Origin of the sequence: Embleya sp. NPDC059213, assembly GCF_042754445.1 — a bacterium.
Taxonomy (GTDB): Bacteria; Actinomycetota; Actinomycetes; order Streptomycetales; family Streptomycetaceae; genus Embleya.
On record NZ_JBHZAV010000101.1, the window covers coordinates 1 to 26,705 of the forward strand.

21 protein-coding genes, 1 tRNA gene and 1 riboswitch are annotated in these 26,705 nt (G+C 72.1%); of the genes, 9 read left to right on the forward strand and 13 right to left on the reverse strand.

What is annotated here, in order from left to right; genetic code table 11:
- Positions 1-59 precede the first annotated feature (59 nt).
- Together malQ and ACFXMF_RS30315 are read right to left on the reverse strand one after the other, a co-directional pair.
- Complete coding sequence (malQ, locus tag ACFXMF_RS30310) at positions 60-2,234, reverse strand: 4-alpha-glucanotransferase (RefSeq protein ID WP_379991771.1); 2,175 nt, start codon at positions 2,232-2,234, stop codon at positions 60-62.
- Positions 2,235-2,380: 146 nt separating this feature from the next.
- Positions 2,381-2,923 carry an HNH endonuclease gene (locus tag ACFXMF_RS30315; RefSeq protein ID WP_126642612.1) on the reverse strand — a complete coding sequence of 181 codons (543 nt, stop codon included), beginning with the start codon at positions 2,921-2,923 and terminating at the stop codon, positions 2,381-2,383.
- Between the two features lie 190 nt (positions 2,924-3,113).
- Between ACFXMF_RS30315 and ACFXMF_RS30320 the strand changes: the two genes are divergently transcribed.
- From ACFXMF_RS30320 to ACFXMF_RS30335, 4 genes are all read left to right on the forward strand, one after another.
- Entirely contained in the window at positions 3,114-5,324 is a 2,211-nt protein-coding gene (locus ACFXMF_RS30320) for a prolyl oligopeptidase family protein (protein ID WP_379991772.1), read from the forward strand.
- Between the two features lie 171 nt (positions 5,325-5,495).
- Positions 5,496-6,530 (forward strand): mechanosensitive ion channel family protein, encoded by a 1,035-nt coding sequence (locus ACFXMF_RS30325; RefSeq protein ID WP_360304419.1) that lies wholly within the window; start codon positions 5,496-5,498, stop codon positions 6,528-6,530.
- A gap of 86 nt (positions 6,531-6,616) precedes the next feature.
- The gene (locus ACFXMF_RS30330) at positions 6,617-8,095 is read left to right on the forward strand and encodes an SDR family oxidoreductase (RefSeq protein ID WP_360304417.1); all 1,479 of its coding nucleotides are present in this window, start codon (positions 6,617-6,619) and stop codon (positions 8,093-8,095) included.
- An 89-nt stretch (positions 8,096-8,184) separates the two neighbouring features.
- Positions 8,185-8,571, forward strand: a complete 387-nt coding sequence (locus ACFXMF_RS30335; RefSeq protein ID WP_360305428.1) for a globin — start codon at positions 8,185-8,187, stop codon at positions 8,569-8,571.
- A gap of 66 nt (positions 8,572-8,637) precedes the next feature.
- On the opposite strand, the gene ACFXMF_RS30340 is transcribed toward ACFXMF_RS30335, so the two are convergent.
- The 8 genes from ACFXMF_RS30340 to ACFXMF_RS30375 all read right to left on the reverse strand — a co-directional run bounded on the left by ACFXMF_RS30340 (position 8,638) and on the right by ACFXMF_RS30375 (position 18,506).
- The gene (locus tag ACFXMF_RS30340) at positions 8,638-9,282 is read right to left on the reverse strand and encodes a hypothetical protein (protein ID WP_360304415.1); all 645 of its coding nucleotides are present in this window, start codon (positions 9,280-9,282) and stop codon (positions 8,638-8,640) included.
- Positions 9,279-9,719 carry an acyl-CoA thioesterase gene (locus ACFXMF_RS30345; RefSeq protein ID WP_379991773.1) on the reverse strand — a complete coding sequence of 147 codons (441 nt, stop codon included), beginning with the start codon at positions 9,717-9,719 and terminating at the stop codon, positions 9,279-9,281. Before ACFXMF_RS30345 ends, ACFXMF_RS30340 begins: the two co-directional genes overlap by 4 nt.
- Before the next feature lie 131 nt (positions 9,720-9,850).
- Complete coding sequence (gene ettA / locus ACFXMF_RS30350) at positions 9,851-11,515, reverse strand: energy-dependent translational throttle protein EttA (RefSeq protein ID WP_360304411.1); 1,665 nt, start codon at positions 11,513-11,515, stop codon at positions 9,851-9,853.
- 256 nt (positions 11,516-11,771) lie between these two features.
- A complete protein-coding gene (locus ACFXMF_RS30355; protein WP_360304409.1) occupies positions 11,772-13,190 on the reverse strand; it encodes a thioester domain-containing protein in 1,419 nt (472 codons plus the stop codon).
- A gap of 542 nt (positions 13,191-13,732) precedes the next feature.
- Positions 13,733-14,203 (reverse strand): single-stranded DNA-binding protein, encoded by a 471-nt coding sequence (locus tag ACFXMF_RS30360; RefSeq protein ID WP_360304407.1) that lies wholly within the window; start codon positions 14,201-14,203, stop codon positions 13,733-13,735.
- A 165-nt stretch (positions 14,204-14,368) separates the two neighbouring features.
- Positions 14,369-16,015 carry a GTPase gene (locus tag ACFXMF_RS30365; protein ID WP_379990265.1) on the reverse strand — a complete coding sequence of 549 codons (1,647 nt, stop codon included), beginning with the start codon at positions 16,013-16,015 and terminating at the stop codon, positions 14,369-14,371.
- Complete coding sequence (locus tag ACFXMF_RS30370) at positions 16,012-17,397, reverse strand: dynamin family protein (protein ID WP_379990266.1); 1,386 nt, start codon at positions 17,395-17,397, stop codon at positions 16,012-16,014. The genes ACFXMF_RS30365 and ACFXMF_RS30370 overlap by 4 nt, the downstream gene beginning before the upstream one ends.
- Positions 17,398-17,453: 56 nt before the next feature.
- Positions 17,454-18,506, reverse strand: a complete 1,053-nt coding sequence (locus ACFXMF_RS30375; protein ID WP_379990267.1) for a Gfo/Idh/MocA family oxidoreductase — start codon at positions 18,504-18,506, stop codon at positions 17,454-17,456.
- A 161-nt stretch (positions 18,507-18,667) separates the two neighbouring features.
- Here ACFXMF_RS30375 and ACFXMF_RS30380 point away from each other — a divergent pair.
- A tRNA-Arg gene (locus tag ACFXMF_RS30380) sits at positions 18,668-18,740 on the forward strand.
- A gap of 347 nt (positions 18,741-19,087) precedes the next feature.
- Here ACFXMF_RS30380 and galK read toward each other — a convergent pair.
- From galK to galT, 3 genes are read right to left on the reverse strand one after another with little or no spacing between them, the layout of a single operon-like run.
- A complete protein-coding gene (galK, locus tag ACFXMF_RS30385) occupies positions 19,088-20,197 on the reverse strand; it encodes a galactokinase (protein WP_360304399.1) in 1,110 nt (369 codons plus the stop codon).
- Complete coding sequence (gene galE / locus ACFXMF_RS30390) at positions 20,194-21,159, reverse strand: UDP-glucose 4-epimerase GalE (RefSeq protein WP_360305426.1); 966 nt, start codon at positions 21,157-21,159, stop codon at positions 20,194-20,196. Before galE ends, galK begins: the two co-directional genes overlap by 4 nt.
- Positions 21,160-21,164: 5 nt before the next feature.
- Positions 21,165-22,271: a galactose-1-phosphate uridylyltransferase gene (galT, locus tag ACFXMF_RS30395; RefSeq protein ID WP_360304397.1), complete on the reverse strand. Its 1,107-nt coding sequence runs from the start codon at positions 22,269-22,271 to the stop codon at positions 21,165-21,167.
- A gap of 172 nt (positions 22,272-22,443) precedes the next feature.
- Between galT and ACFXMF_RS30400 the strand changes: the two genes are divergently transcribed.
- From ACFXMF_RS30400 to ACFXMF_RS30415, 4 genes are all read left to right on the forward strand, one after another.
- The gene (locus ACFXMF_RS30400) at positions 22,444-23,247 is read left to right on the forward strand and encodes a DeoR/GlpR family DNA-binding transcription regulator (RefSeq protein WP_360304395.1); all 804 of its coding nucleotides are present in this window, start codon (positions 22,444-22,446) and stop codon (positions 23,245-23,247) included.
- Between the two features lie 106 nt (positions 23,248-23,353).
- Positions 23,354-23,593: riboswitch (cobalamin riboswitch) on the forward strand.
- Positions 23,594-23,748: 155 nt separating this feature from the next.
- A complete protein-coding gene (locus ACFXMF_RS30405) occupies positions 23,749-24,738 on the forward strand; it encodes an ABC transporter substrate-binding protein (RefSeq protein WP_380020865.1) in 990 nt (329 codons plus the stop codon).
- Positions 24,735-25,892: an iron ABC transporter permease gene (locus ACFXMF_RS30410; RefSeq protein WP_360304391.1), complete on the forward strand. Its 1,158-nt coding sequence runs from the start codon at positions 24,735-24,737 to the stop codon at positions 25,890-25,892. The genes ACFXMF_RS30405 and ACFXMF_RS30410 overlap by 4 nt, the downstream gene beginning before the upstream one ends.
- Positions 25,889-26,662: an ABC transporter ATP-binding protein gene (locus ACFXMF_RS30415; protein ID WP_360304389.1), complete on the forward strand. Its 774-nt coding sequence runs from the start codon at positions 25,889-25,891 to the stop codon at positions 26,660-26,662. The genes ACFXMF_RS30410 and ACFXMF_RS30415 overlap by 4 nt, the downstream gene beginning before the upstream one ends.
- Positions 26,663-26,705: the final 43 nt, after the last annotated feature.

The following is a 26,705-nucleotide window of genomic DNA, read 5'->3' on the forward strand; positions in this document are numbered from 1 at the left end:
CGGGTGCACACCCGCTCGGCGGCTTCGGCACGTCCGGGGCCGGGCCGGACGGGGCCGGCCTAACGCCCCCGGAGCACCCGGGCCAGCGACACCGCGCGCGGGTTGACCGGCAGGTCCTCCAGGTAGACGTGTCGGCCCTCGTCGTCGGCCACCGGCAGCAGCCAGTTCGGATACTGGTTCCAGGTGCCCGGCAGGTTCTGCGGGCGACGATCGCCCACCCCGTCCGGCAGCCAGACGCCGAGCAGCCGGCACGGCGTCGCGGCGAGCAGGCGGTGCAGCGCCTCGACCGTCTCCCGCTCGCCCGCGCCGGGCCGCAGGTAGCCGCGCCGGCGCAGCAGTTCGAGCCACTGCTCGCGGTCGGCGAGATCCTCGGCCCGTTCGATGTCCACGTCCCGGACCAGCAGGTGCAGGCGCTCCCACAGGTCGATGTGCTCGCCCGCGAGCCGGGCCGCGGTGGGCGGCAGGTCGTGCGTGGTCACCGTGGCCAGCGAGCCGGCGCGCCACTGCTCGGGCGGCAGCGGCCGACCCTTGTCGTCGCGTTCGAACCACAACACCGAGGTGCCCAGGATGCCGCGCTCGGCCAGATAGGTCCGCACCCACGGCTCCACCGTGCCCAGGTCCTCGCCGATCACCACGGCACCGGCGCGGTGCGCCTCCAGGGCCAGGATGCCGACCATCGCCTCGTGGTCGTAGCGCACGTACGCGCCTTCGGCGGGGCTGTTGCCCTTGGGCACCCACCAGAACCGGAACAGCCCGAGCACGTGGTCCACCCGTACCGCGCCGGCGTGCCGAAAGGCCGCGCGCAACAGCTCCCGGTAGGGCGCGTAGCCGGTCTCGGCCAACCGCAGCGGATGCCACGGCGGCTGGTTCCAGTCCTGCCCGATCTGGTTCATCGCGTCCGGCGGCGCGCCGCCGGTGGCGCCCAGCGCGAGTACCCGGCCGCCGCGCTCGGACCCGAGCACCCACGCGTCCGCGCCGTCGGGATGCACGCCGACCGCGAGGTCGTGCACGATGCCCACCGGCATGCCCGCGTGCGTCGCCGCGTCCTGCGCGGCCTGCAACTGGTCGGCCAGCACCCACTGGGTCCAGCGGTGGAAGTCGATCGCGCCGGCGAGCCGTTCGCGCTCGGCGGCGACCTCGGCCGAGTCCGGGTCGTGCAGGTGCGCGGGCCAGTTCCGCCAGGACGGACCGTACTCCTCGACCAGCGCGCACCACGTGGCGAAGTCGGTCAGCCATCGGCCCTCGCGCGCGACGAACGCGCGGTAGTCGGCGTCCCGGCCCAGGCTGCGCGGCACCTTGTGCACCAGCGCGAGCGCTTCCCGCTTGGCCACCCGCACCGCGTCCCGATCCAGGTGCTCGGCGCCGTCCTGCCCGTCCCCCGCCTCGGCCCGAAGCTCCTCGGCCACCGCCCGCTCGACCGGGGTCAGGTAGGCGAACTCCGGGACGGCCTCGACCCGGACGTACATCGGGTCGGGAAACCGGCGGCTCACCGGCAGGTACGGCGACGCCTCCACCGGCGGCACCGGCGAGGCCGCGTGCAGCGGGTTGACCAACACGAAGCCGGCGCCCTGGGTACGCGCCGACCACACCGCCAGGTCGGCCAGATCGGCCAGGTCGCCGATCCCCCACGACCGGCGCGAGGGCAACGAATAGAGCTGCACCATGTAGCCCCACGAGCGCTCCGCGGGCGTGGGCAGCACGGCCGGGGTGATCGCGATCGGGCACGAGGCGCGACTGCCCGCACCGGCGGTGCTCGGCACCCCGCCCGAGCCGAGCGACTCCTCGGGCTCGGGCGAGCAGCGGGCGTGCAGGGTGTGCCAGCCCAGCGGCAGATCGGCGGGCACTCGGTGGGCGCCGACCGGGTCACCGAGCGGTCCGAGGCCGGGTCCCGCACCGAGGTCGCGGCGGACCCCGCCGTCCTCCAGCTCGATCCACAGCTCGACCCGATGCCCGGCCGGCACGTTGACGGTGAAGCCGGCCGGCCGGCCCGAACGCAGCACCAGCACCGGGGGCAGCAGCCTGGTCCGCCGCAGTTCCTCGTGCTCGGCGAGCGCGGCCCGGGCACTCTCGGGGGTCGACGCGTCCACGCCGAGCGCACCGAGCACCGCTATCACCGTCGCCGGGTCGGTGTGCACGGCCTCGCCGCGCCACCCCTGATACTCCGTGGCCACCCCGAACGCGGAGGCGAGCCGGACCAATTCGGGAGACAACTGCGATACGCGTGGTTCCTCCATGCCCGCGAGCATCGCACCCGAACGGCCCCGGTGTCGGCGTGTCCGACCGACACGCGAGCAGATGTGTCGGGTTCCGGACCGCGGCTCCGGTGGAACCCGTCGAAACAAAAACGGCGACGGGCTCCCCGGAGGAAATCCGCCGCCTTCTAGGCGCTCGCGACCTGGTCGAAATGGTCGAAGCCCGCCTCCTGCGCACCGTACGGCGCCAGGTATGGCTCCCAACGTGGATCACGAAACCCGGTGCCCAGGATCCGCCACGCCAGGCCGGTGGGTTGGGATGGGGGACGCGGCATTCGCCAGCCCAGCTCGGCGATGTACCGATCGCTCTTGACGTGATTGCAGCGACGACACGCCGAGACCACGTTGTCCCACGTGTGTTGTCCACCGCGGCTGCGGGGGACGACGTGGTCGACACTGGTGGCGGCGCTTCCGCAGTAGACGCAACGCCCTCCGTCGCGAGCGAACAGCGCGCGCCGGGTGAGCGGGACTTGGCCCCGAAAGGGGATACGGACGAAACGGGTCAGTCTGATCACACTGGGTACGGGAATCTCGGTGGTGGCGCTGTGCAGGATGGTGCCTGTTTCTTCCAGGCACATTGCCTTGTCGTTCAGCACGAGAATCAGTGCGCGGCGAACGGGCACCACGCACAGGGGCTCGTACGACGCGTTGAGGACCAGCGAATGCGGCACGTATGCCTCCCTGTGACGCCGACAGCGCGTGGCTCGCGCCGGGGACGATCGGCCTCCAGTGTCCATGGCGGGATACCCCCCGCGCTACCAGGAATCGACAAGGTCACAGAGCGTTCACCTGCATGGGTGGCACCACGTGGCCGGGTGGTGACGGTGCGCACCGATCCGCCCGGGCGTCTAGGGTGCGCCCATGACGCGCTCTGTGCAGCCCGCGGAACACGCCCCCCACGAGACCCCGCACGCCCCCGCCGCCGCCCGCGGCGACACGGTCGACGTGCTGTTCGGCCGCTCCGTCCCGGACCCCTATCGGGCGCTGGAGGACCCTGACGCGCCGGACACCCGCGCCTGGGCCGCGGCGCAGGACGAGTGGTTCCACGCCCATGTGGACCATCTGGCCGGACGCGATCGGCTGCGGGCGCGGCTGTCCGAGTTGCTCGCCACCGGCCTGATCGGGCTGCCCTGTTGGCGCGGCGACCGACACTTCCTGATCCGCCGCGACCCCGAGCACGAGCACGCGGTGTTGTTCGTGGTCGAGTCGGACGGGACCGAGCGCGCGCTGGTGGATCCGATCGCGATCGACCCGACCGGCACCACCACGCTGGACCAGTGGACGCCCTCGGACGAGGGTGATCGGCTCGCCTACCTGCTCTCCACCGGCGGCGACGAGGAGTCCCGCCTGTACGTGCTCGACGTACGTACCGGCGAGCACGTCGAGGGCCCGATCGATCGCATGCGCGACACCTCGATCGCCTGGCTTCCCGGCGGCGACGCGTGCTACCTGGTGCGCCGACTCCCGCCGGAGGCGGTGCCCGCGGGCGAGGAACAACATCACCGCCGGGTCTACCTGCACCGGATCGGCGCCGATCCCGCCACGGACGTCGAGGTGTTCGGCGCGGGCAGCGAACCGGCCACCTACTTCGGCGTCGGCGTCAGCCGGGACGGCAACTGGCTCACCGTGTCCGCGTCCGCGGGCACCGCGCCGCGCAACGACCTGTGGCTGGCCGACCTGCGCACGGGTGCGCCGGAACGGCCGCGGTTGCGCCCGGTGGTGGTGGGCCGCGACGCGCTCACCGGCCTGCGGGTGGGCCGGGACGGGCGGCTGTACGTGTTCACCGACCTGGACGCGCCGCGCGGTCGGCTGTGCGTGGCCGACCCGGCGGCGCCGGGCCCCGAGGGCTGGCGGGACCTGGTGCCCGAGGAGCCCGACGCGGTGCTCACCGGATACGCGATCCTGGACGGCCCGCACGCGCCGCGGCCGACGCTGCTGCTCGCCCGGACCCGGCACGCGGTGGGCGAGCTGACGGCGTGCGACCTGGCCACCGGCGAGGTGTTGGCCCGGCCGAAGACGCCCGGCGGCTCGCCCGGTTCGATCGGCGGACTGGCCGAGCACCCCGAGGGCGGCCACGAGGCGTGGTTCGGCTGGTCGGACTACACCGCGCCGTCGGCCGTACTGCGCTACGACGCGCGCACCGGCGCGATCGAGACCTGGGCCGGCGCGCCCGGCAACGCACGACTGCCGCGGGTGCACGTGCACCAGGAGTCCTACCGCTCGGCGGACGGCACCACCGTCCGGATGTTCGTGATCGCGCCGACCGCCGAGCCGGACCGACCCCGGCCCGCCGTGTTGTACGGCTACGGCGGCTTCGGCATCACGCTCGGTCCCGCCTACTCCGCGGGTGTACTCGCGTGGGTGGAGGCGGGCGGCGTGTACGCGATCGCCAATCTGCGCGGCGGCTCGGAAGAAGGCGAGGAGTGGCATCGCGCGGGCATGCGTGGGCACAAGCAACGCGTGTTCGAGGATTTCCACGCCGCCGCGGAGCATCTGATCGCCCGGGGTTGGAGCACGTCCGAGCGGCTGGCCGCGTCCGGCGGTTCCAACGGTGGGCTGCTCGTGGGCGCCGCGCTCACCCAGCGGCCGCAGTTGTACGCGGCGGTGGCCTGCTCGATGCCGCTCCTGGACATGGTCCGCTACGAGCGGTTCGGGCTGGGCCGGTTGTGGTCCGACGAGTACGGCAGCGCGGAGACGGCCGAGGAACTGGACTGGCTGCTGGGCTACTCGCCCTATCACCGCGTACGGGCGGGCGTGGCCTACCCGGCGGTGCTGTTCACCGTGTTCGACGGCGACAGCCGGGTGGACCCGCTGCACGCGCGCAAGATGTGCGCGGCCCTCCAGGACGCGACCACGAGCGGCCGCCCGGTGTTGTTGCGCGCCGAGGCCGAGGTCGGCCACGCGGCCCGCTCGGTCTCGCGCACCGTCGAACTCACCGTGGACACGCTGTCCTTCCTGGCCGATCGGACCGGCCTGGACCTCGACACGCTCGGCACACTCGACGGCACGCCCGGCACCCCCGGCGCGCTCGGCGCGGCGACCGGCCGGGACGGCGAAGGTGGGGATCGGTGACCTAGCGGTGATCAGCGACACAGCAGCAACCAGTGACATAGCGGCAATCAGTGACAAAAGGAATGAACAAGAGGTATCGCACGAGGCTTTCCACCCGCGTGACTACTGTGGGAAGCCGATCCCCCGTCGCCGGGGGAGGTTCCTCCGCTCGCCGTCCGAAAGGTCCAGTACGTGTCCGCGCCCGTCCCCGGAATCCTGCTGTCGTTCGACGTCGCCAAGAGCGACGGCAAGGTGTCGTCCTGGTTCGACCGACACGGCGAGTCCCTGGTGGTGACGCCGATCCGGATCCTGGTGATCATCCTGGTCGCGCTCATCCTGCGCGCGGTGACCCGGAAACTGATCACCCAATTGGTCGGCCGGATGGCCAACAGCGGTACGGACAGCAGCGGGCGGCCGGTGACCGGCTTCCTGCTCAACGCCGAACGGCGCCGGCAGCGCGCCGAGACGGTCGGTTCGGTGCTGCGCAGCACCGCGTCGTTCGTGATCCTGGGCATCGCCGGACTGATGGTGCTCGGCGAGTTCAAGGTCAACCTCGCGCCGCTGCTGGCCAGCGCGGGTATCGCCGGCATCGCGCTGGGCTTCGGCGCGCGCAACCTGGTCACCGACTTCCTGTCCGGGATGTTCATGATCCTGGAGGACCAGTACGGCGTGGGCGACCTGGTCGACGCGGGCGCCGCGACCGGCACGGTGGTCGAGGTGGGCCTGCGGATCACCAAGCTGCGCGATGTGGACGGCACTGTCTGGTACATCCGCAACGGGGAGATCAAGCGGATCGGCAACAAGAGCCAGGGCTGGGGCACCGCCAAGGTGGACGTCCAGGTCGGCTACCACGAGGACGTGGACAAGGTGCGCGCGGTGATCTCCTCGACCGCCGAGGCGCTGGCCGAGGTCGAGCCGTGGAACGAGCGCATGTGGGGTTCGGCGACCGTGGTCGGGATGGAATCGGTGACCCCGGACGCGGTCGTGCTCCAGGTGCAGATCAAGACCATGCCCGGTCAGGAGCTGCCGGTGGCGCGCGAGCTGCGCGGCCGGCTCAAGCGGGCGTTCGACGACGCGGGCATCCGGATCAGCGAGCCGGTCGCGAGCGCGGCTGGGCCGGCGAGCGACGACGGCCCCGCGCCCGCCCCGGCCGAGCCCGCGCCGGTCCCGGTGTCCCCGCCGCCGGCCCCACCGACACCGCAGGCGCCCGGGGCGCCGGGAGCCTGAGCCCCGCCCCGGGGCGGAGACCGAACGGGTCACCGTCGGGCGCGCCCCCGCGGGATTCGGGCCGGCCGTCGCCGAGACTGGGTCGGGTGGACTCTCCCCTGTGTCTGGTCACCGGCGCCACCGGCTATCTCGGCGGCCGGCTCGTGCCCGAACTGCTCGCGGCCGGTTATCGGGTGCGCTGTATGGCCCGCACCCCGGACAAGCTGCGCGACCACCCGTGGGCGGACCGGGTGGAGATCGTCCGGGCCGACGCCCTCGACCCCGCCGAGGTCCGCCGCGCCCTCGACGGCGTGCAGATCGCCTACTACCTGATCCACGCGCTCGGCAGCGGCCCGCGCTTCGCCGACACCGATCGCGAGACCGCGCGCACCTTCGCCGCCGCGGCCGAGGAGGCGGGCGTCGGCCGGCTGGTCTACCTCGGCGGTCTGGGCCCGGCCGCCGGTTCCGCCGCCCGGGACTCCTCGCCGCACCTGCGTTCGCGCGCCGAGGTCGGCGAGATCCTGCTCGGCTGCGCGGTGCCCACCGCGGTGTTGCGCGCCGCGGTGATCATCGGCTCGGGGTCCGCCTCCTTCGAGATGTTGCGCTACCTGACCGAGCGGCTGCCGGTGATGGTCACGCCGCGCTGGGTCACCTCGCGCATCCAGCCGATCGCGGTCCGGGACGTGCTGCACTACCTGGTGGGTTGTGCCGCGCTGCCCCCGGAGGTGGACCGCGCCTTCGACATCGGCGGCCCGGACGTGCTCACCTACGAGCGGATGATGCAGCGCTACGCGGCGGTCGCGGGCCTGCGCCGGCGCCGGGTGTTGCCCGTGCCGATGCTCACCCCGTCGTTGTCCAGCCACTGGGTGGGCCTGATCACTCCCGTGCCCGGCGGCCTGGCCCGACCGTTGGTGGAGTCGCTGCGCAGCGAGGTGATCTGCCACGAGCACGACATCGCGCGCTGGATCCCGGACCCGCCGGACGGCCTGACCGGATTCGATCGTGCACTCGAACTGGCCCTCAAGCGCATCCGCGACGCGGACGTGGCCACCCGCTGGTCCTCGGCGGCCCTGCCCGGCGCCCCGAGCGATCCGCTGCCCACCGACCCGGACTGGTCCGGCGGCTCGTTGTACGAGGACGTGCGCGAGGCAGAGCCGGCCGCGAGCCCGGCGGCGGTGTGGCGGGTGATCGAGGGCATCGGCGGCGACAGCGGCTGGCACTCGTGGTCGCTGGCCTGGGCGGTGCGCGGTGCCCTGGACCGGATCGTGGGCGGGGTCGGGCTGCGTCGCGGGCGCCGGGACCCGCACCGCCTGCGGGTCGGCGACTCGCTCGACTTCTGGCGGGTCGAGGAGGTGGTGCCCGGCGAGCTGCTCCGGCTGCGCGCGGAGATGCGGCTGCCGGGCCTGGCCTGGCTGGAGTTCACCGTCTCCGCCGCCGACGGGCACACGTGCTACCGCCAGCGTGCGCTGTTCCATCCCCGGGGGCTGCTCGGGCACGCGTACTGGTGGGCGGTGTTCCCCTTCCACGGCATCGTCTTCGGCGGCATGCGCCGGGGCATCACCCGAGCCGCCGAGGAATCGGGCTGATCGGTCCCGATCCGTTGGGCCGCCCGGACCGATCGGACCGAGCATCCCCGGGTCGGCGGGCCGTCTGGGAGGATGGGACGGTGACCGAGATGCGAGAGCCGGAACCGAGTCTCTACGAAGCCGTGGGCGGCGAGGAGACGTTCGTCAAGCTCGTGCACCGCTTCTACCAGGGCGTGCGCGAGGATCCCCTGCTGCGCCCGATGTATCCGGAGGAGGACTTCGCCGGCGCCGAGGATCGCCTGCGGATGTTCCTGGTGCAGTACTGGGGCGGCCCGCGCACCTACAGCGAGCAGCGTGGACACCCTCGGCTGCGGATGCGGCACGCGCCGTTCGCGGTGACCGAGGAGGCTCGGGACGCGTGGCTGCGGCACATGCGCGCGGCGGTCGACGACATCGCGTTGCCCGCCGAGCAGGAGAAAACCCTGTGGGACTACCTGGTCTACGCGGCGCAGTCGATGGTGAACCGACTCGACTGACCCGGCAACAGCCGCCTCCGCGCTCCGACGGGGGCGGCCGGGTGGTGGTCGAGCACACCGACCGGGTCAGCGTGTGAAGAGCAGGCCGGGGGCGTCGGGGCGACGGACCGAGACCGAGCCGTAGCGGGCTTCCAGGCGTAGCCAGGGCCCGACGGTCAGCACCTCGACCCGGGCCTCGGGGTCCGGTGGACCCAGGAAGCCGAAGGACTGGGCGGCGTGTGCGGCGCGCAGCGGGAGCCGGCCGGGCAGCGGTCGGGTCCAGATGTCGGCCGCGATCCGGTCGAACTCCGCGCGTGGCATCCCGGGTTCGGTGCGGGACCGGAACTCGGCCACGCCGGCCGCCACTTCGCGGCCCAGGTCGAGCACGGCCAGCTCGGCGACCCGTTCCCAGCCGGTGCGCGGCGGCAACATGCCGGCCCACCCCGGACCGGTCACCGACGCCGGCAGCCGCACGCTCGCGTCGTCCGCGATCGCGTCCAGGAGCTGCCCGGCGGACACCGTCGCGTCCACGGTCGCGGGCTCCGCCAACTCGCTGGTCCGCAGCGTGATCACACCCGACGCGGCCTCCCCGAACGGCGGGTGGCCGAACGTACCGAGCACCGATCCATCGGCGCGCACGCGTACCACCGCACGGCGGTCGTAGCGCAGCAGTCGGGTCAGGTAGCCGCCCAGGTCCGTGCCGGCGGCCGCATCGAGTCGCAACACGCTCATGGCCGGACCGGCCGCCCCGCCGGCTCGTCCCGGGGTTCGACGAAGCGCTCCAGATAGGTCCGTTCGTCCCCGGTCAGCCGCCGGGGGCGCTGCTCGTCGAGCGAATACGGCACCAGTACGGACAACGCCGTCGCGTACACCTGCTCGTCGTCCTTGATCTCGTAGGCCAGCGTGAACCGGGCGGCGCCGATGTGGGTCACCCAGGTCTCCACCCGCACCGGCTCGGCGCGCCACACCATCGGGCGCTTGTAGTCGATCTCGTGCCGGGCGATCACCACGCCCTCGGAGAGCGTCTTGGCCCCCTCGCGCTGCCCGAGGGTGAACATCATGTCCACGCGCGCCTCCTCCAGGTAGCGGAGGTACTGCACATTGTTGATGTGCCGGTAGGCGTCCATGTCGGACCACCGAAGCGTCGCCTGGTAGATGTGCCTGGCCACGTGCCCAGTCCTCTTCTCTGTTTTCCGGTCGTTCCCCGCCGAGGCGACCCGGGTGCCGCCGGGTGATGCCGGTGGCCTGCCGTATGCGGACATACGACAGGCCACCGGTCGCGCCGTACCGACCGCTCGGGTCAGTTGCGCTTGAGTTTCTTGTACGTCGCGCGGTGCGGCCGGGCCGCGTCCGCGCCCAGGCGCTCGACCTTGTTCTTCTCGTACGACTCGAAGTTGCCCTCGAACCAGAACCACTTCGACTCGCCCTCGTAGGCGAGGATGTGCGTGGTCACCCGGTCCAGGAACCAGCGATCGTGCGAGACGACCACGGCGCAGCCCGGGAACTCCAGGAGCGCGTTCTCCAGGCTGGACAGGGTCTCGACGTCGAGGTCGTTGGTCGGTTCGTCGAGCAGCAGCAGGTTGCCGCCCTGCTTGAGCGTCAGCGCCAGGTTGAGGCGGTTGCGCTCACCGCCGGACAACACGCCGGTCGGCTTCTGCTGGTCCGGACCCTTGAACCCGAACGCGCTGACGTAGGCCCGCGAGGGCACCTCGACGTTGCCGACCTTGATGTAGTCCAGGCCGTCGGAGACGACCTCCCACAGGTTCTTCTTCGGGTCCAGGCCGCCACGCGACTGGTCGACGTAGGAGACCTTGACCGTCTCGCCGACCTTGATGTTGCCCGCGTCCGGCGTCTCGGCGTCGATCAGCATCTTGAACAGCGTGGTCTTGCCCGCGCCGTTGGGACCGATGATGCCGACGATGCCGTTGCGCGGCAGCGTGAAGGACAGGTTGTCGATCAGCAGCTTCTCGTCGAAGCCCTTGCTGAGGTGGTCCACCTCCACCACGACGTTGCCCAGGCGCGGACCCGGCGGAATCTGGATCTCCTCGAAGTCCAGCTTCCGCATCTTGTCCGCCTCGGCGGCCATCTCCTCGTAGCGGGCCAGTCGCGCCTTGCTCTTGACCTGGCGGCCCTTCGCGTTGGAGCGGACCCATTCGAGTTCGTCCTTGAGGCGCTTCTGCCGCTTGGCGTCCTTTTGCCCTTCGACCTTGAGGCGGGTGGCCTTGGTGTCGAGGTAGGTGGAGTAGTTGCCCTCGTAGGGGTGCAGTCGACCGCGGTCGACCTCACAGATCCACTGGGCGACGTTGTTCAGGAAGTACCGGTCGTGGGTGACCGCGACGACGGTGCCGGCGTACTTCTCCAGGTGCTGCTCCAGCCACTGCACGCTCTCCGCGTCGAGGTGGTTGGTCGGCTCGTCCAGGAGGAGCAGGTCGGGCGCCTCCAGGAGCAGCTTGCACAGCGCCACGCGGCGCTTCTCGCCACCGGAGAGGTTCACGATGGGCCAGTCGCCGGGCGGGCAGCCCAGCGCGTCCATCGCCTGTTCGAGCTGCGAGTCGAGCTCCCAGGCGTTGGCGTGGTCGAGCTGGTCCTGCAGCTCGCCCATCTCGGCCATCAGCTCGTCGGTGTAGTTGGTCGCCATCTCCTCGGCGATGGCGTTGAACCGGTCCAGCTTGCCCTTGATCTCCTTGACGCCGTCCTCGACGTTTTCCAGGACGGTCTTGGACTCGTCCAGCGGAGGCTCCTGGAGCAGGATGCCGACGGTGTAGCCGGGGGACAGAAACGCGTCGCCGTTGGACGGCTGCTCCAGCCCGGCCATGATCTTCAGAACGGTCGACTTACCCGCGCCGTTCGGGCCGACGACGCCGATCTTGGCTCCCGGCAGGAAGCTGAGCGTCACGTCGTCGAGGATCACCTTGTCGCCGTGCGCTTTACGCGCCTTGCGCATGGTGTAGATGTACTCAGCCATGCGTCCAAGCCTATGGTCTGGCGACCAGTGCCCATGCATGGGTGCCCGGAGGGCGCGGGATTGTCCGGCTGCGTGTACTCGGCGGGCCGTACCGGGTGTGCGGGCCCGGGGCGTCTCGGCCGGCCGGCGGCCCGCTCGTCCTCGAACGCCGGACGGGCTCGGCGGACGGGCTCGGCGGACGGTGACGTCGGGCCCCGGCGCGCTCGGTGCGCGCCGGGGCCCGGCTGTCATCGTGGTTCGAGCGGTGGTGCCTGGATCAGGCAGCGGCGCCGTTCGAGCCGTTGTTGCGGCGGCGCATGTAGAACACCAGGCCGCCACCCGCGAGCAGGAGCGCACCGGCGCCGCCCAGGATCGCGGGGGTGTTGTTGCTCTCGCTGCCGGTCTTGGCCAGTTCGGGGCCCTTCGGGTTCACCGGGGCCACGGTCTCGCCGGTGCTCCCACCCGAGGTGCCGCCGGTCACGCCTTCGGTGGCACCGGCGGTCTTGCAGTCGAGCGTGCCGGTGAACTCCTTGGCGGTCTTGCCGTCGGGGCCCACGATGGTGATCTTGTACGCCTGGTCCTCGGCGACCTTGACCACCTGGTCGACCGACTTGCCGGCCGCGACGGTGGTTTCCTTGCCGTCGAGCTTGAACTTGTACGACTCGTCGCCGTTGTTCTTGACGGTGACCTTGACGCCGCCGTCGACGCAGTCCTTGGTGGCGTTGATCTCCGGGAGCGGGCCCTTGCCGGGGTTGCCCCACTTGGCGATCGCCTTGTCGGAGGTCTGCACCTTCTGCTTGTCCGCGACGATCAGCAGCTGGCTGGTCGACCCGTCCTTGTTGACGCCCTGGAAGACCCGACCCGCCTGCACGGTCGACTCGCCGGAGACCTCGAAGGCCTGGCTGCCTTCCTTGGTGGCGTTGGCGGCGTTGACGTAGAGCTTGTCGCCGTTGCCGACCTTGTCGACCGCCTTGCCGTTCGCGTCCACCAGGGTGGCCTTGGCGTCGGCGTCACCGGCGAGCAGCTTGGCGTTGATCGACTTGCCCTCGGCGTTGGTCTTGACCTCGAACGGGCCGATGCCGGGCTTGTCGCTGATCTTGCCGGCCTTCTCGCCCGGGGTCACCGAGAGCGAGACGGGGGGCTCGGTGACGTCGCCCTTGTTGGCGTCGCCGACCAGGTACTTGTAGAGCTTGACGACATCGCCGTCGTTCTTGTTGCTCTCGTCCAGGTTCTGGCCGTCGGTGAAGTGCCAGATGGCGGCCTGCGTGGCGGCGGCGGCCTCACCCTCGGTCAGCTCCGGGGCGGCGACCGCCTTGCGGACGCCCTCCAGGTTCACCGTCGGGAAGGAGTTCAGCAGCACCCACTTGACCTTGGCCTTGTCGGCCTGCTTGCCGAAGGAGGTCTCCTTCCAGCCCGACTCGTCGTACGTCGCCTCGCTGCGCACGAGGGTGTGGAAGTCGATGCAGTAGGTGCGCAGGATCTTGCCGTCGACCTCGAGCTTCAGGATCGAGGCGCGCTGCGAGTCCTTCTTGCCCTGCAGGAAGATGTTCGCACCGACATCGCCGCCCTTGTAGACGCCCTTGGCGCCTTCCGCGCTGGCCGCACCCGCGAAACCGATCACGCCGGCCGCCGCCAAACCGCCGGCGATGACCATGGCCGACAAGCGGGTGGCCGTCCGTCCCGGTGTACGGAACATGTGGTGGTCCCCTCAAAAATGTAAGCCGACTCGCGCGCGGCGCATGGTCCCCCGAGCGGGGCGCGAGTAAAGAACCGTTGAATGGTATGAGCAGCCGGGCCATCTCTCGCGACCCGGGGTACGCATTTGTTTCACGTTCTTTACCTCGGGAGAACATCCACGCCGAGGACATCAATTCGGATATCGCGAAGTCGACAAGTCTTCGACGGATATAACCGCTTATAGGGTATGTCAAGCCGCATAGGTGCCGATCGGGTCGATCCTGCTCACTATTGATTTTTCGAGGTGCGAAACAGCTCGAATCGGTCCTTCCATGAGCAATGCCTCGGCTCGGGCGCTATTCGCCTCCACGATCCGACCCTTTCCGACCTCCTGCCCCCTCGGCTGAGCGACATGCGTGGATTGGTCCGATAGTGCCGCATCGCTCCGTCTTCGATGTCGTCACAATTCTGTTTCAGATTCGTCCCGGAAACCGACTTGAATTACCTCCGGTATCGCCAATGAATGGCTTTCCCGAACATGCGATCAGCCGTCGCGGCAATTCACGCGGCCTCCTCTTCACCGATGGATCCGAGGTCGGAGTCGATCGCGAGGGTGCTCTGTTCGGCCATCGATGCCACCGCGCCGGCGTCCGCGACCACCGACAGCCGCGCCGATCGACCCACCCGACGAAACTCCGCGATCCCCCGCGCCAGGTCGTGTCCCACCGAGGACGCGTCGATCTCGGTGACGGTCCACCACTTCCCCTCCCGCTCCCACTCGCGCACCCGCAACCGGCCGGTCACCACGAGCGGGTCACCCTTGTCGATCGAGCTCGTCACGTTCTCCGCGAGCCCCCGGAAGCACACGACCGAGTAGAAGGAGGCGTCTCCCGAGACCCACGTGCCGCTCTCGCGGTCGAAGCGCCTGGGCGACACCGCCATCCGAAATCGCGCCAGCGGGACGCCGGACTGGGTCACCTGGATCCGGACATCGCTCGCGGCGTTGCCGATCACCGTCACGTACGTGTCCACGCTTGCCTCCGTGTGTCACCGGCGTGCCCCGCAACATCGCCGTACGCCTTCGACGATCCGACATCCGGTGATCGACCGGGACGGGCGTCCGCAGGCTGTGGACAACTCGGCCCCTGTGCATCACGCGCGGTCACCGACGTGGGTGACACCCCGGCGGCCCGTCACTCACGTGGGTGACGCCCCGGCCACATCCCCCGACCGCGCCCCCTCACCCACACCCTCCGGCCGCATCGGCTCCCGAGCCGCCAGGAAACACCCGTGCGCCTCCCGATACCGCGCCGCCTCCGCCTCGGCCGGCCCCACCAGCAACCGATCCGCCGTCGCCGCCACCCGCGACCGCAGCACCGCCGCCACCTCCGCCGTCCGCCGCGCCGCGGCCACCCGCGCCGCCCGCCGCCCGAGCCACACCCCCACCGTCAGCACGACCAGCCCCGCGATCACCACCCACCACGGCACGGACAGCCCGAACCAACGCCCCACCGGCACCCCCGTCCAGGCCGACCCGGCCCCCGCCAACCCGACCGGCACCGCGACCACCCCGACCCACTGCACGCCCACCGCCGCCCGGGCGCCCGCCGTCGGCGCGGCGGCCTTCGGCACGGCCTCCGCCGGCAGCGCGTCCACCTCGGCTGGCAACCCCCGCAGCCCCTGGGCCAACACCCGATGCATCCCGCCCGCCCACGGCGCCGGCAATCCCCGCGTCAGCCGCGTCCCCGCCCGCCGGATCGCCTGCTCGGCCCGATGCACCTGCACCGGCTCGGGCCGCACCGCGGGCCGGCGCACCCGGCGTCCGGACAGCGGCCCGCGCGGCGTCCGCAGCCCCGCTCCCGCCGCCGTCGCGACCACCGCCACCCCGGCCGCGTCGCACAGCCCGTCCACCAGCGCGTCACGGTCCTCGGCGGTGAACGCGTCCGCCCCGGGCCCCTCGCCGGCGAACCACGGCTCCAGGCGTTCGGTCAGCGCGTCCAGGTCCGCGCCCAGCCGGGTCACCGACGCCTCGCCGGATCCGGCCGCGGCCAGCACCACACGGCGCAACTCGGCGATCCCGAGCCCGGTCTCCGACGACGTCGCGAGCACCCGCACCTCGGCGAGGCCGTCCGCCGCCAGCAACATCCGCACATCGGTCAGGCACGCCGCCAGGTCGCCGGGCGGCAACCGGTCCGCGTGGTTGAGCACGACCGTCATGGTGTGGCCGTGATGCCGCAACGGCCGCAGATAGCGGTCGTGCACGATCGCGTCCGCGTACTTCTGCGGATCCAACACCCACACGATGTGGTCCGCGACCGCCACCACCGCGTCCACCTCCGACCGGTGCGCGAGGTCGAGCGAGTCGTGGTCGGGCAGATCGAGCAGGACCAGACCGGCGGGCATCCCGCCGCCCCGGCGCCCGTCCAACGATCCGTGCCGGGCCACCCGGCGCACCGGTTCGATCCCGAGCAGGTCCAGCAGCGGCGCGGCGCCCTCGGGGTCCCACGCGCACGCCAGGGTGGTCCGCGTGGTCGGCCGCCGGACACCGGTGTCCGCCAACCGCAGTCCGGTGAGCACGTTGAACAACGACGACTTGCCGCCGCCGGTGGCCCCCGCGAGCGCGACCACGGTGTGCCGGCCGGCGGTGCCCATCCGGGTCTCGGCGTGGCCGAGCAGGTCCTCGATCAGGGCGAGATCGGCGCCCGGCAGCCGATCCCGGCCCAACACCGCGACGCGATCGAGCGCGGTCAACCGCGCCATCAGCCGCCCGGCCTCCTCGGTCCCATCGGCGTACCGGGCCCGACGCACGGCGAACCGATCGACCTCCTGCTCCCCGGCGCTCACCCGCTCCTCCGCACCAGGTCGAGTGCCTCGATCAAGGCGGCCTCGGCCCGCGCGGACGGCGCGCTCGTCGTCGCCACCCGGAGCGCCCGCTCGCCCTCGAGCGCCGCCGCGACCACGCCGCGCAGTCCCCGGTGCACGTCCAGGATCAGCCGCGCGGCCGGCTCGGAGCCGATCCGGGTACCGAGCCGACCGGCCGCCTCCCGACCGATGCCGGGCCCCAGCGCGATGCCGCCCACCGCCGCGATCAGCGCGAGCGGCTCGGCCGGGCCCGGCCAGGCGGGCGGCGCCGGTGCCGGTCGGCCCGCCCCGCTCACCGACCGGGGCAGGCAGCCCGCCGCCCGCTCGGCACCGCGCGCGAAGGCGTCCGCCACCAGCGCGTCCAGGTTCTCCCGGACCGCCCGCGCGGCCCCCGAGGCGTCCCCGTCGTACCAACGTCCCGTCGCCGCTCCGCGCAACAACGACCCGTCGTCGATCGCCCCGAGCGCCCACCGCGACGTCGCCGCGTAGGCCCGGTCCACGCAGTCCCGCACCCGATCGACCGCCTCGTGCTGTCGGGCCGCCGCCTGCGCGAGCGGCGGCACCCGCCGGTCCAGGCTGTGCAACAACCCGCCGACGGTGCGCCGGACCACCGCGGCCCGCGCGTCCGGATCGGCGCCACGCTCGGCGAGCCAGGTGCGAATGGGCACCACGTTGCGCTCGGGCAGCCCGGCCCCGGGCCGGGTCTCCACGATCGGATACAGCGGCACGTCGCCCAACCCCGCCTGCCGCAACAACCGCACCAGGTCGGACCGGACCTCGTCGAGTTCCTCCGCCGGCACCCGGTCCAGCACGATCGCCAGCCGCGTGTCGCGCTCCCGGGCCAGCCGGAGCAGATGCCACGGCGCGGCGTCCGCGTACCGCGACGCGGTGGTGACGAAGATCCACAGGTCGGCGGCGCCGAGCAGGCGCACCGCCACCCGCCGGTTGTCCGCCGAGACCGAGTCGATGTCCGGTACGTCGAGCAACGCCATCCCGGGCGGCACCCGCTCGTCCAACCGCAGTTCGATGCCCGCCTCGTCGGCGAACCAGTGCCGATCCCGCGAGCGGCACACCAGGACCGGTACGCGCGTGGTCGGCCGCAGCGGCCCGGCCGGCGTGACCTCGCGCCCGACCAACGCGTTCACCAGGGTGGACCGCCCCGCGCCGGTGGACCCGCCGACCACCGCCAGCAGCGGCGCGCGCGGCACCGCCAGGCGCGGCAGCAGGTAGTCGCCGAGTTGGTCGATCAACTCGCGGCGGGCCAGCCGCGCCTGCACGGCGCCGGGCAGGTCCAGCGGGAAGCACGTCGCCACGACCTGGTCCCGCAGGCCGGCGAGGGCTGCGGACAGGGTGTCGCTTCCCATGATCACCACGGGCGACCAGTGCCCGAATTGTCCGCATTCCCAACGCGCGACGACCGTTACAGCACGACGGTCACTCCGTCGGCGGAGGAGCGCTGCGCCGCCTCGATCGTCTCCAGTACGGTCACCGCCTCCTCGATCGCCACGGGCGGCGCACCCTCGCCACGCACCGCCCGGGCGAACGCGGCGTAGTAGTCCTGGTAGGCGCCCGGTTCGGTCCGCACCGGGGCGGTCCCACCGGGCGTACCCAGCACTCCCCACGCCGCCGGCGGCTCGGTCCCCCAACCGGGCACACCGACCTCGGCGCCGGCGCGCAGCAGTTCCTCCTGCGGGTCCATCCCGAACTTCACATACGACGCCGTCGACCCCAGCACCCGAAAACGCGGCCCGAGGTCGGCCGCCGTCGCACTCATCCACAGATGCGACCGCACGCCCCCCGGGTGGGTCAGGGCGACGAAGGTGTCGTCGTCCACCAGCGCCCCGGGCCGCCGGGCGGCCGACTCGGCGTACACGTGCGTGGGGCGCCCGAACAGCGTGACCGCCTGATCGATCAGGTGGGTCCCGAGGTCGTACAGGATCCCGCCCAGCTCCGCCGGATCGGCCTGCTCCTTCCACACCGAGGTGCGCACCTGTGGACGCCAACGCTCGAACCGCGACTCGAACCGGTGCACCTCGCCCAGTCGCCCCTCCTCGACCAGCCGCCGCACGGTCCGGAAGTCACCGTCGAAGCGCCGGTTCTGGTAGACGCCCAACAATCGTCCGTGGCGCGTCGCCGTCGCGGCCAGCTCCCGCCCCTCGGCCGCGGTCCCGGCGAACGGCTTGTCCACCACCACGTGCAGCCCGGCCGCCAACGCCCGGGTGGCCAGCGGGACGTGGAAGCGGTTCGGCACGGTGATCACCACGAGGTCGAAGTCACTCGCGCGAGCGAACATCTCCTCGGTCGTCCCGATCACCTCGGCCTGCGGATGCCGCTCGCGCACCTGCGCCGCGCGCTCCGGATTCCCGGTCACCACGGCAACCAGCTCCAGGCCCTCCACGGCCTCGACGACCGGCGCGTGGAAGGCCGAGCCCCCCACGCCGTAGCCGACAAGTACAGTCCTGGTGGGACCCACTGCGCCTCCCTCTGTCCGTTTCGGCCCTTCTCTGATCACATTCTGGCCGCCAACTGCGTCTGATCAGGTAACGGTGACCATCGGAACGCCGGTGAGGCATGCACACGGCCCTATTCTGTTGTGCCGCGACCGGATCCGGTGCAAGATCCTGATTCGCCCACGCCCTCGTAGCTCAGTGGACAGAGCAGGCGCCTTCTAAGCGCTTGGTCGCAGGTTCGAGTCCTGCCGGGGGCACCGCCACGCCGCCGTCCGCCGCCCGCACCCCCGGGCGGCGTCCGCGCAGGTCGGCCCCGGTGCTCGGCCGTCCGGCCCGACCCGGTGCACGACGCCGGCCAGACGTTCGTGCCGGACCGTCACCGGGCTTGCGCGAGCGGTGACCGAGGCCCCGCACAGGGGGTCGACACGGGTCGGCAATGCACCCTTTCGCAGTGTTTGCGGCGCACGGGGTTCTGGCCGGAAACAGACGGCTCCCGGGACGTGAACGAGCGGGCTCGCCCGATGCCGGTGGAACGGCTCGGGCGACCACGCCGGTCGCGTGATCGCCCGAGGGAGAAGCCGGTTCGGAGTCGGTCGGGAGTCGGTCAGGAGTCCCGGCGCGCGCCCGCCGACGGCACCGCCTGGAAGAACCGCGGGGCGGTGAAGCCGCGGGCCGCGAAGGTCTTCGCGACCGCCTCCTCGACCGCCGTGCAGCGGTCCGCGTCGACCAGTGCGATGGCCGAGCCGCCGAACCCGCCGCCGACCAGCCGGGCGCCCAGGGCACCTGCGGCCAGCGCGGTGTCCACGGCGGCGTCCAGTTCGGGGCAGGAGATCGTGTAGTCGTCCCGCATCGACACGTGCGACGCGGTCAGCTCGGGCCCGATCGCCCGGACGTCGCCGGCCGCCAGCGCCTCGACCACCCGCAACACCCGCGCGTTCTCGGTGAACACGTGCCGCGCCCGCCGGCGCAACGGCCCGTCCGGCAGCGCCGCCAGGGCCGCGTCCGGGTCGGCCGGCTCGCGCAGCGACGGCACCCCGAGCAGTCGCGCCGCCTCCTCGCACGAGGCCCGGCGCTCCGCGTACCCGCCGTCCACGAGCGCGTGCTTGGCCCGGGTGTCGATCACCAGCAGCCGCAGCCCCACGCTCGCGCAGTCGAACGGGACCTGACGGCCGGTCAGATCGCGGCAGTCCAGGAAGAACGCGTGGCCCGCGACGCAGCCGAGCGAGGCCATCTGGTCCAGCATGCCCACCGGGACACCCACGAAGTCGGTCTCGACGCGCTGCGCGATCCGGGCCAACTCAAGGCGATCCAGGCCCAGTTCGTACAGATCGTCGAGCGCCAGCGCAACCGCGCAGGACAGCGCCGCCGACGAGGACAGCCCCGCGCCCACCGGCACGTCGCTGTCGATCCTGATGTCGGCACCGCCGATCTCGTGCCCCGCCGCGCGCAGCGCCCACAACACGCCCGCCGGGTACGCGGACCACCCGGTCAGCGCGCCGGGCGCCAGGTCGGCGACGGCCAGGTCGACCGATTCGCTCCCGGCGTGCCCGGAGGCCAGCCGCAGCCGGCCGTCCGTACGCCGCCCGACGGCCGCCCGCGCGGTCTGCGGGATCGCGATCGGCAGCACGAACCCGTTGTTGTAGTCGGTGTGTTCACCGATCACGTTGACCCGGCCCGGCGCCGCCCAGACGCCCTCGACGCGAAACTCGCTCATCCTCCCGCCTCGCCGTCCCGCAGGAACGTCCACGCGTCCGCCACGATGTCCTCCAGCGACGTCCGGGTGGGACGCCAGCCGAGCAGGTCGCGCGCCCGGTCGGCGGCGGCCACCAGCACCGGCGGATCGCCCGCCCGGCGCGGCGCCTCGTGCGCGGGCACCGCGCAGCCGGTCACCGTGCGGACCGCGTCCACCACGTCGCGGACCGAGAAGCCGGTCCCGTTGCCGAGGTTGCAGATCAAGTGCCCGGTGGCCGCGCCGCCCGCACCGGTCGCGGCGAGCGCGAGCAGGTGCGCGTCGGCCAGGTCGGCGACGTGGATGTAGTCGCGCACACACGTCCCGTCGGGCGTCGGGTAGTCGGTGCCGTAGAGCGCGACCGAGCCGCGGGTGCCGTTGGGCACCTGGAGGGCCAGCGGGATCAGGTGGGTCTCGGTCGCGTGCCGCTCGCCGTACCGGCCGTACGCGCCCGCGACGTTGAAGTAGCGCAGGCTCACCGCCCGCAGGCCGTACGCGTCGCAGTACGAGGTGATCAGCCGGTCGACGGTCAGCTTCGAGGCGCCGTACGGGTTCGTCGGCGCGCACGGCGCGTCCTCGGTGATCGGCGAGACCTCGGGGGCGCCGTAGACGGCCGCGGTGGAGGAGAACACGAAGCGGCCGACGCCGTGCGTGCGCAGCGCGTCCAGCAGCGCGAGCGAGCCGCCGACGTTGTTGTGCCAGTACTTGGCCGGCTCCGTGACCGACTCGCCGACCAGGGAGGACGCGGCGAAGTGCAGGACCGCGTCGAACGACGCGTCCAGATACCGCGCGGCGTCCTGGACCCGGCCCTCGACGAAGGCGGCCTTGTCCGGGACCGCGTCCCGATGCCCGGTGGACAGGTCGTCGAGCACCACCACGTCGTGTCCGGCCGCGACCAGATGGGCGGCGACCACGCTGCCCACGTAGCCCGCGCCGCCGGTGACCATGAGCTTCATTCGCCGACCTCCCGCAGTCGTGCCGCCGCGGTCTCCGGCGGTACGTCGCTGATGAACACACCCATCCCGGATTCGCTCCCGGCAAGGTACTTCAGCTTGCCCGGTGCCCGGCGAATCGAGAAAAGCTCCAGGTGGAGCGCGAAGTCGATCCGGCCCGAGCGCACCGGCGCCTGCTGCCAGGCGGCGATGTACGGCGCGGGCTCGCCGTCGAAGAGCCGATCGAAGCGGCCGAGCAGATCCAGGTACATCGGCCCGAACTCGGCGCGCGCGGCCTCCTCCAGCGCGAGCAGGTCCGGCACCCGGCGGTTCGGATACAGGTGCACCTCGTACGGCCACCGCGCGGCGGCGGGCACGAACGCGGTCCAGTGCTCGCCCTCGGCCACGATCCGCGACCCGTCCGCCCGCTCCGCGGCGAGCACGTCCTCGAACAGGTTGCGGCCGGTGCGGTGCCGGTGTGCGGCCGTGCTCGCGACCATGGTGGCCGTGCGCGGCGTGACGAACGGGTAGGCGTAGATCTGCCCGTGCGAGTGCGGCAGCGTGACGCCGATCTCCCGACCGCGGTTCTCGAAGCAGTACACCTGCTCGACGCCGGGCAGCGCGGACAACTCGGCGGTGCGATCGGTCCAGGCGTCCAGCACCAGGCGCGCGCGCTCGGGGGTGAGGTCCTTGAAGGACGCGTCGTGTTCGGGGGTGAAGCACACCACCTCGCACCGTCCGCCGGACGGCCGGCGCGGGAACGGGTCGCGGTCCCAGCCGGGTTCGGGCCGGTCGACCGCGCCGGGCCCGGACACCGACGAGCCGGACATCGACGGGAAGCGGTTCTCGAAGACGACCACCTCGTAGTCGGCCTCGGCGACCTCGGTGGCCCGCTCGGGCGTGGACGGACACAGCGGGCACGCGTCGGCGGCGGGCAGGTGGGTCCGGGTCTGCCGATGCGAGGCGACCACGACCCATTCGTCGAGCAGTCGGTCGTAGCGCATCTCGGACCCGCTCACCACGGGCGCGAGATCTCGCGGGTCGACGGCGGTGCGGACCGCGTCGTCCCGCGTGTCGTAGTAGACGATCTCGCGACCGTCGGCCATGACGGCCTGAGTCTTCTTCATGTCTCCAATTTTGCGAAGCTTTCCAAAACTTGTCAATGAGAAAGTGATGAGAAGACTCTGGGAAAGTCCTGAGACCCCGAGATGCCTGCCAATCCCGTCGAATCGCGTCGTCATCTCGGCGGCTCCGGCTGCGGTTTGACAAGTTTCGGAAGGTGTCCGCAAGATGCTGCCCATGCCTGACGACGACACCGACGGTCTGCCCGCCGAGGGCCGCCGCGCCCGGATGGCCGCGACGATCGCGGACCGCGGCTTCGCCAAGGTCACCGACCTGGCCGAGGCGTTCGGCATCTCGCGGGTGACGGTCCGGGCCGACCTGGAGGTGTTGGAGCGCCAGGGCCGGTTGCGCCGGGTCCGCGGCGGTGCGATGTTCACCGGCCGCGATCCCCGGGTCGAGCCGTCCTTCGAGGAGGCGCTGACCTCGGCGTCGCCCGCGAAGACGCTGATCGGGCGGGCCGCCGCGGCGCTGGTGTCGCCGTCCGAGAGCGTGGTCCTGGACGTGGGCACCACCACCACGTTCGTGGCCCGCGCCCTGGTGGACCGCGGCGACCTGCGCGACCTCGTGGTGTTCACCAACGGACTGACCATCGCGCTGGAGCTGGAGCGGGCCATCCCCCGGTTCTCCGTCGTGGTCACCGGCGGCACGCTGCGTCCGTTGCAGCACTCGCTGATCAATCCGCTCGGTGACCACATCCTGGAGCGCATCCACGCGGACACGGTCTTCCTCGGCTGCAACGGCGTGCACCCCACGGGTGGCATCACCAACGTGAACCTGCCCGAGGCCGAGGCCAAGCGGGCGATGTTGCGGGCCGCCGGGCGTCGGGTCGTGGTCGCCGACGGCTCGAAGCTGGGCCGGATCGAACTCGCCGAGGTGTGCCCGCTGGCGGACATCGACCTGCTGATCACCAGCGGCCCGGCCGACCGGGACACGCTCGACGCGCTGCGCGACGCCGGGTTGGAGATCCTGGTCGCCCAGTAGCGGCCGAAGTCGCCGGGCGGCAGCCGAAGTCGCCCGGGCGGCAGCCGAAGTCGCCCGAGCGGCAGCCGAAAAAGCACCCTCGCTCGGCCGCCGCGGCGCCCATGGTTAGGCTGCCCTTGCGAACGGTTCACCCGGCTTCGACCGATTCCGGGTGTCGCAAGAGGGAATCCGGTGCGAATCCGGAACTGCCCCGCAGCGGTAAGTGGGAACGAAAGTCGCCATCAGCACTGGGCCCGGTGAAACGGGATCCGGGAAGCGGCGACCGGTAGGACGACCCGGCCACGCACCCGTGGCCCGCGGAACCCGCCCACGAGTCCGAAGACCTGCCGTCGCCCGCGTTCGCCTCGCGCACGCGGACTTCCGGGACCTCGCGGGCGGGTCCGTCGGACGACGGCGCCGAGCGGTGTCCGCCGCCGCGCTCCCTCCCTCCCGAGTTCCCCCGACGAGGACTCGCAAGGGAGAGCTTCGACGATGCCGACGCCGATACGAACGCGGACACCGATGGGCCGCAGCCGACACTCGTGGGCCGCGGCGGTCGCCGCGCTCGCACTGTTCGCAACCGCGTGCGGCGGGGCGGTGCAGGACAAGAAGGCGAGCGCCCCCGCACCCACCGCGTACAAGCCGTACACCGACACCGACAACTGCGGTGTGAGCACGACCTACGACCGGCCGCCGCAGCGCGCCGCCACGCTCACCTCCAACGCCACCGAGCTGATGCTCGAACTGGGCCTGGCCGACAAGATGGTGGGCACCGCGTACCTCAAGGGCCGCACCATCGGCGACAGATACCGGGAGGCGTACGGGCGCATCCCGGTGCTCGCCGACGCGCAACCCTCGCTGGAGAAACTGCTCGAAGCCACGCCCGACTTCGTCTACTCGGGCTACCCCGACGGCTTCTCCGAGTCGTCCGGCCACACCCGCGCCCGACTCGGCGAACTGAACATCAAGACCCACCTCAATCCCGAGGGCTGCGCCAAGGCACCGGTCACCTTCGAACAGCTCTACGGCGAACTGCGCTCCATCGGCGGCATCTTCGGCGTGTCCGAGCGCGCCGAAGGCTCCGTCGCCGCACTGCGCGGGCGGCTGGACGCGGTCACCGCGCGTCTCGCGGGCGCCGCACCGGTCAAGGTCTTCGTGTACAACTCCGGCGCCGACGCGGCGCAGACCACCGGCGGCAACTCGATGCTCAACGAGATCATCACCCGCGCCGGCGGCCGCAACGTGTTCGCCGACCTGAACGAGCGCTGGACCAAGGTCTCCTGGGAGCAGGTCGCCGAACGCAAACCGGACGTGGTGCTGATCTACGACTACGTGACGCCGTCGGCGGAGGCCAAGATCACCACGCTCAGGGCCACTCCGGTGCTCGCCGACGTACCCGCGCTGCGGGCGAACGCCTTCCCGGTGATCTCGCTGTCCGTCGCCCAGCCGGGGCCGCGCTCGGTGGACGCGGTCGAGGAACTCGCTAAGCAGCTCCACCCCGACCGGTCATGACGATCGATCGGGACCCGACGGCGGCCCGGATCGCGGTGCTCCGTGGGGAGGGCGCGGCGCCGCCGCCGGACCGGGGCCCGCCGGCCGACGTGCCGGGCGGCCGGGTACGGCTGTCGCTGGTGGTCGGCGTGCTGCTCGTGGCGCTGTTCGCGGCGGCGACGGCCGGGTTGCTGGTGGGCTCGGTGCCGGTGCCGTGGTCGGAGACCTGGCGCATCCTCGCGCATCGCATCGGCGGGGACGCGTGGGTGCAACCGTCCTGGAGCCGCGCCCACGACCTGATCATCGCCGACACCCGGCTGCCCAGGGTGCTGCTCGCGGCCGTCGTCGGCGCGACGCTGGCGGTGGTGGGCATGGTGATCCAGGCGATCGTGCGCAACCCGCTGGCCGGGCCGGACGTGCTCGGTGTCTCCTCCGGCGCGGCCACCGGCGCGGTGCTGGTGATGCGCTGGGGCGTGGCCTCGGTCGGCGGCCTGTCGCTCGGCGCGCTCACCCTCAACGCGGCCGCGTTCGCCGGCGGGCTGATCACCCTGCTCGTGGTGTTCTCGGTGGCCCGCTCCGGTGGCCGGGTCACCGCCGTGCGGCTGGTCCTGGCCGGGGTCGCGGTCAGCGCCGTGTTGTCCTCGCTGACCAGCCTGCTCGTCCTGACCTCGCCGGATCCGCAACTCGCCGCCCAGGTGCTGTTCTGGACGCTGGGCGGGTTCGGCTCGGCCCGCTGGACGCTGCTGCTGGTACCGGCCCTCGCGCTCGCGATCGGCCTGGTCGTACTGCTGCTCCAGGCGCGCAACCTCAACCTGCTGCTGGCCGGCGAGGAGAGCGCCGCCGCACTGGGCCTGGACGTCCAGCGGTTCCGGCAGGGGATGTTCCTGCTCGCGGCGGTGCTCACCGGGGTCGTGGTGGCGGTCAGCGGGGTGATCGGCTTCGTCGGCCTGATGTTGCCGCACGTGGTGCGGCTGCTGGTCGGGGCCGATCACCGGCGGGCGTTGCCGGTCGCCGCGCTGTTGGGTGCGGTGTTCGCGATCTGCGCGGATCTGGTGGCGCGTACGGTGCTCGCTCCCCAGGAGTTGCCGGTGGGCATCGTGACTTCGCTGGTCGGCGGGCCGTTCTTCGTCTGGTTGTTGCGCCGGGACGCGCGCCGGGAAGCGGGGGCACGATGAGCGGCTCCGCCGCGCGGTTGGTCCTGGACGAGGTCGGCTTCGCGGTCGGCGGCCGAAAGCTGGTGGACGCGGTGTCGTTGACCGTGGCACCGGGCGAGGTGGTCGGCCTGCTCGGCCCCAACGGCAGCGGCAAGTCGACCCTGCTGCGCAGCGTCTACCGGGTGAACCGACCGACCTCGGGTCGGGTGCTCCTGGACGACGAGGACGTGTGGACACATTCGGCGCGCTGGGCCGCGCGGCGGATCGGCACCGTGCTCCAGGACATGCCGACCGACTTCCCGCTGACCGTGCGGGACGTGGTCGCGATGGGCCGCTCCGCGCACAAGGGCCTGCTCGACCCCGACGACGCGGGCGACCGGGCGATCGTGACGGCGGCGGTCGAATTGCTCGAACTCGACGGCCTGACCGAGCGGGCGTTCGCGTCGCTCTCCGGTGGCGAACGGCAACGGGCTTTGGTGGCAAGGGCGTTGGTGCAGAAGCCGAGGTTGTTGGTGATGGACGAGCCGACCAACCATCTCGACATCCACCACCAGCTCGGGTTGTTGCGGTTGGTCCGTCGACTGGGCGTGAGCGTGCTGGTGGCGCTGCACGACCTCAACCTGGCGGCGATGTTCTGCGATCGGGTCTGCCTGCTGGCCGACGGCCGACCGGTGGCGAGCGGCACGCCGGCGGAGGTGTTGACGGCGCCGACGATCGAGCGGGTCTATCGCATCGAGACGGAGATCCGGACGCATCCGCGGACCGGGACGCCGTTGGTGGTGGTGTTGTAGCGGTGCGAACGCCGGGCGGCGGCCGGTGGGATGCGCAAGTGAG

What these genes read in the sequence shown, in the direction of transcription:
- malQ (WP_379991771.1), bottom strand. Translation starts at nt 2,234, where the DNA reads ATGGAGGAACCACGCGTATCGCAGTTGTCTCCCGAATTGGTCCGGCTC.
- ACFXMF_RS30320 (WP_379991772.1), top strand. Translation starts at nt 3,114, where the DNA reads ATGACGCGCTCTGTGCAGCCCGCGGAACACGCCCCCCACGAGACCCCG.
- ACFXMF_RS30335 (WP_360305428.1), top strand. Translation starts at nt 8,185, where the DNA reads ATGCGAGAGCCGGAACCGAGTCTCTACGAAGCCGTGGGCGGCGAGGAG.
- ACFXMF_RS30340 (WP_360304415.1), bottom strand. Translation starts at nt 9,282, where the DNA reads ATGAGCGTGTTGCGACTCGATGCGGCCGCCGGCACGGACCTGGGCGGC.
- ettA (WP_360304411.1), bottom strand. Translation starts at nt 11,515, where the DNA reads ATGGCTGAGTACATCTACACCATGCGCAAGGCGCGTAAAGCGCACGGC.
- ACFXMF_RS30355 (WP_360304409.1), bottom strand. Translation starts at nt 13,190, where the DNA reads ATGTTCCGTACACCGGGACGGACGGCCACCCGCTTGTCGGCCATGGTC.
- ACFXMF_RS30370 (WP_379990266.1), bottom strand. Translation starts at nt 17,397, where the DNA reads ATGGGAAGCGACACCCTGTCCGCAGCCCTCGCCGGCCTGCGGGACCAG.
- galK (WP_360304399.1), bottom strand. Translation starts at nt 20,197, where the DNA reads ATGAGCGAGTTTCGCGTCGAGGGCGTCTGGGCGGCGCCGGGCCGGGTC.
- galE (WP_360305426.1), bottom strand. Translation starts at nt 21,159, where the DNA reads ATGGTCACCGGCGGCGCGGGCTACGTGGGCAGCGTGGTCGCCGCCCAT.
- galT (WP_360304397.1), bottom strand. Translation starts at nt 22,271, where the DNA reads ATGAAGAAGACTCAGGCCGTCATGGCCGACGGTCGCGAGATCGTCTAC.
- ACFXMF_RS30400 (WP_360304395.1), top strand. Translation starts at nt 22,444, where the DNA reads ATGCCTGACGACGACACCGACGGTCTGCCCGCCGAGGGCCGCCGCGCC.
- ACFXMF_RS30405 (WP_380020865.1), top strand. Translation starts at nt 23,749, where the DNA reads ATGGGCCGCAGCCGACACTCGTGGGCCGCGGCGGTCGCCGCGCTCGCA.
- ACFXMF_RS30410 (WP_360304391.1), top strand. Translation starts at nt 24,735, where the DNA reads ATGACGATCGATCGGGACCCGACGGCGGCCCGGATCGCGGTGCTCCGT.
- ACFXMF_RS30415 (WP_360304389.1), top strand. Translation starts at nt 25,889, where the DNA reads ATGAGCGGCTCCGCCGCGCGGTTGGTCCTGGACGAGGTCGGCTTCGCG.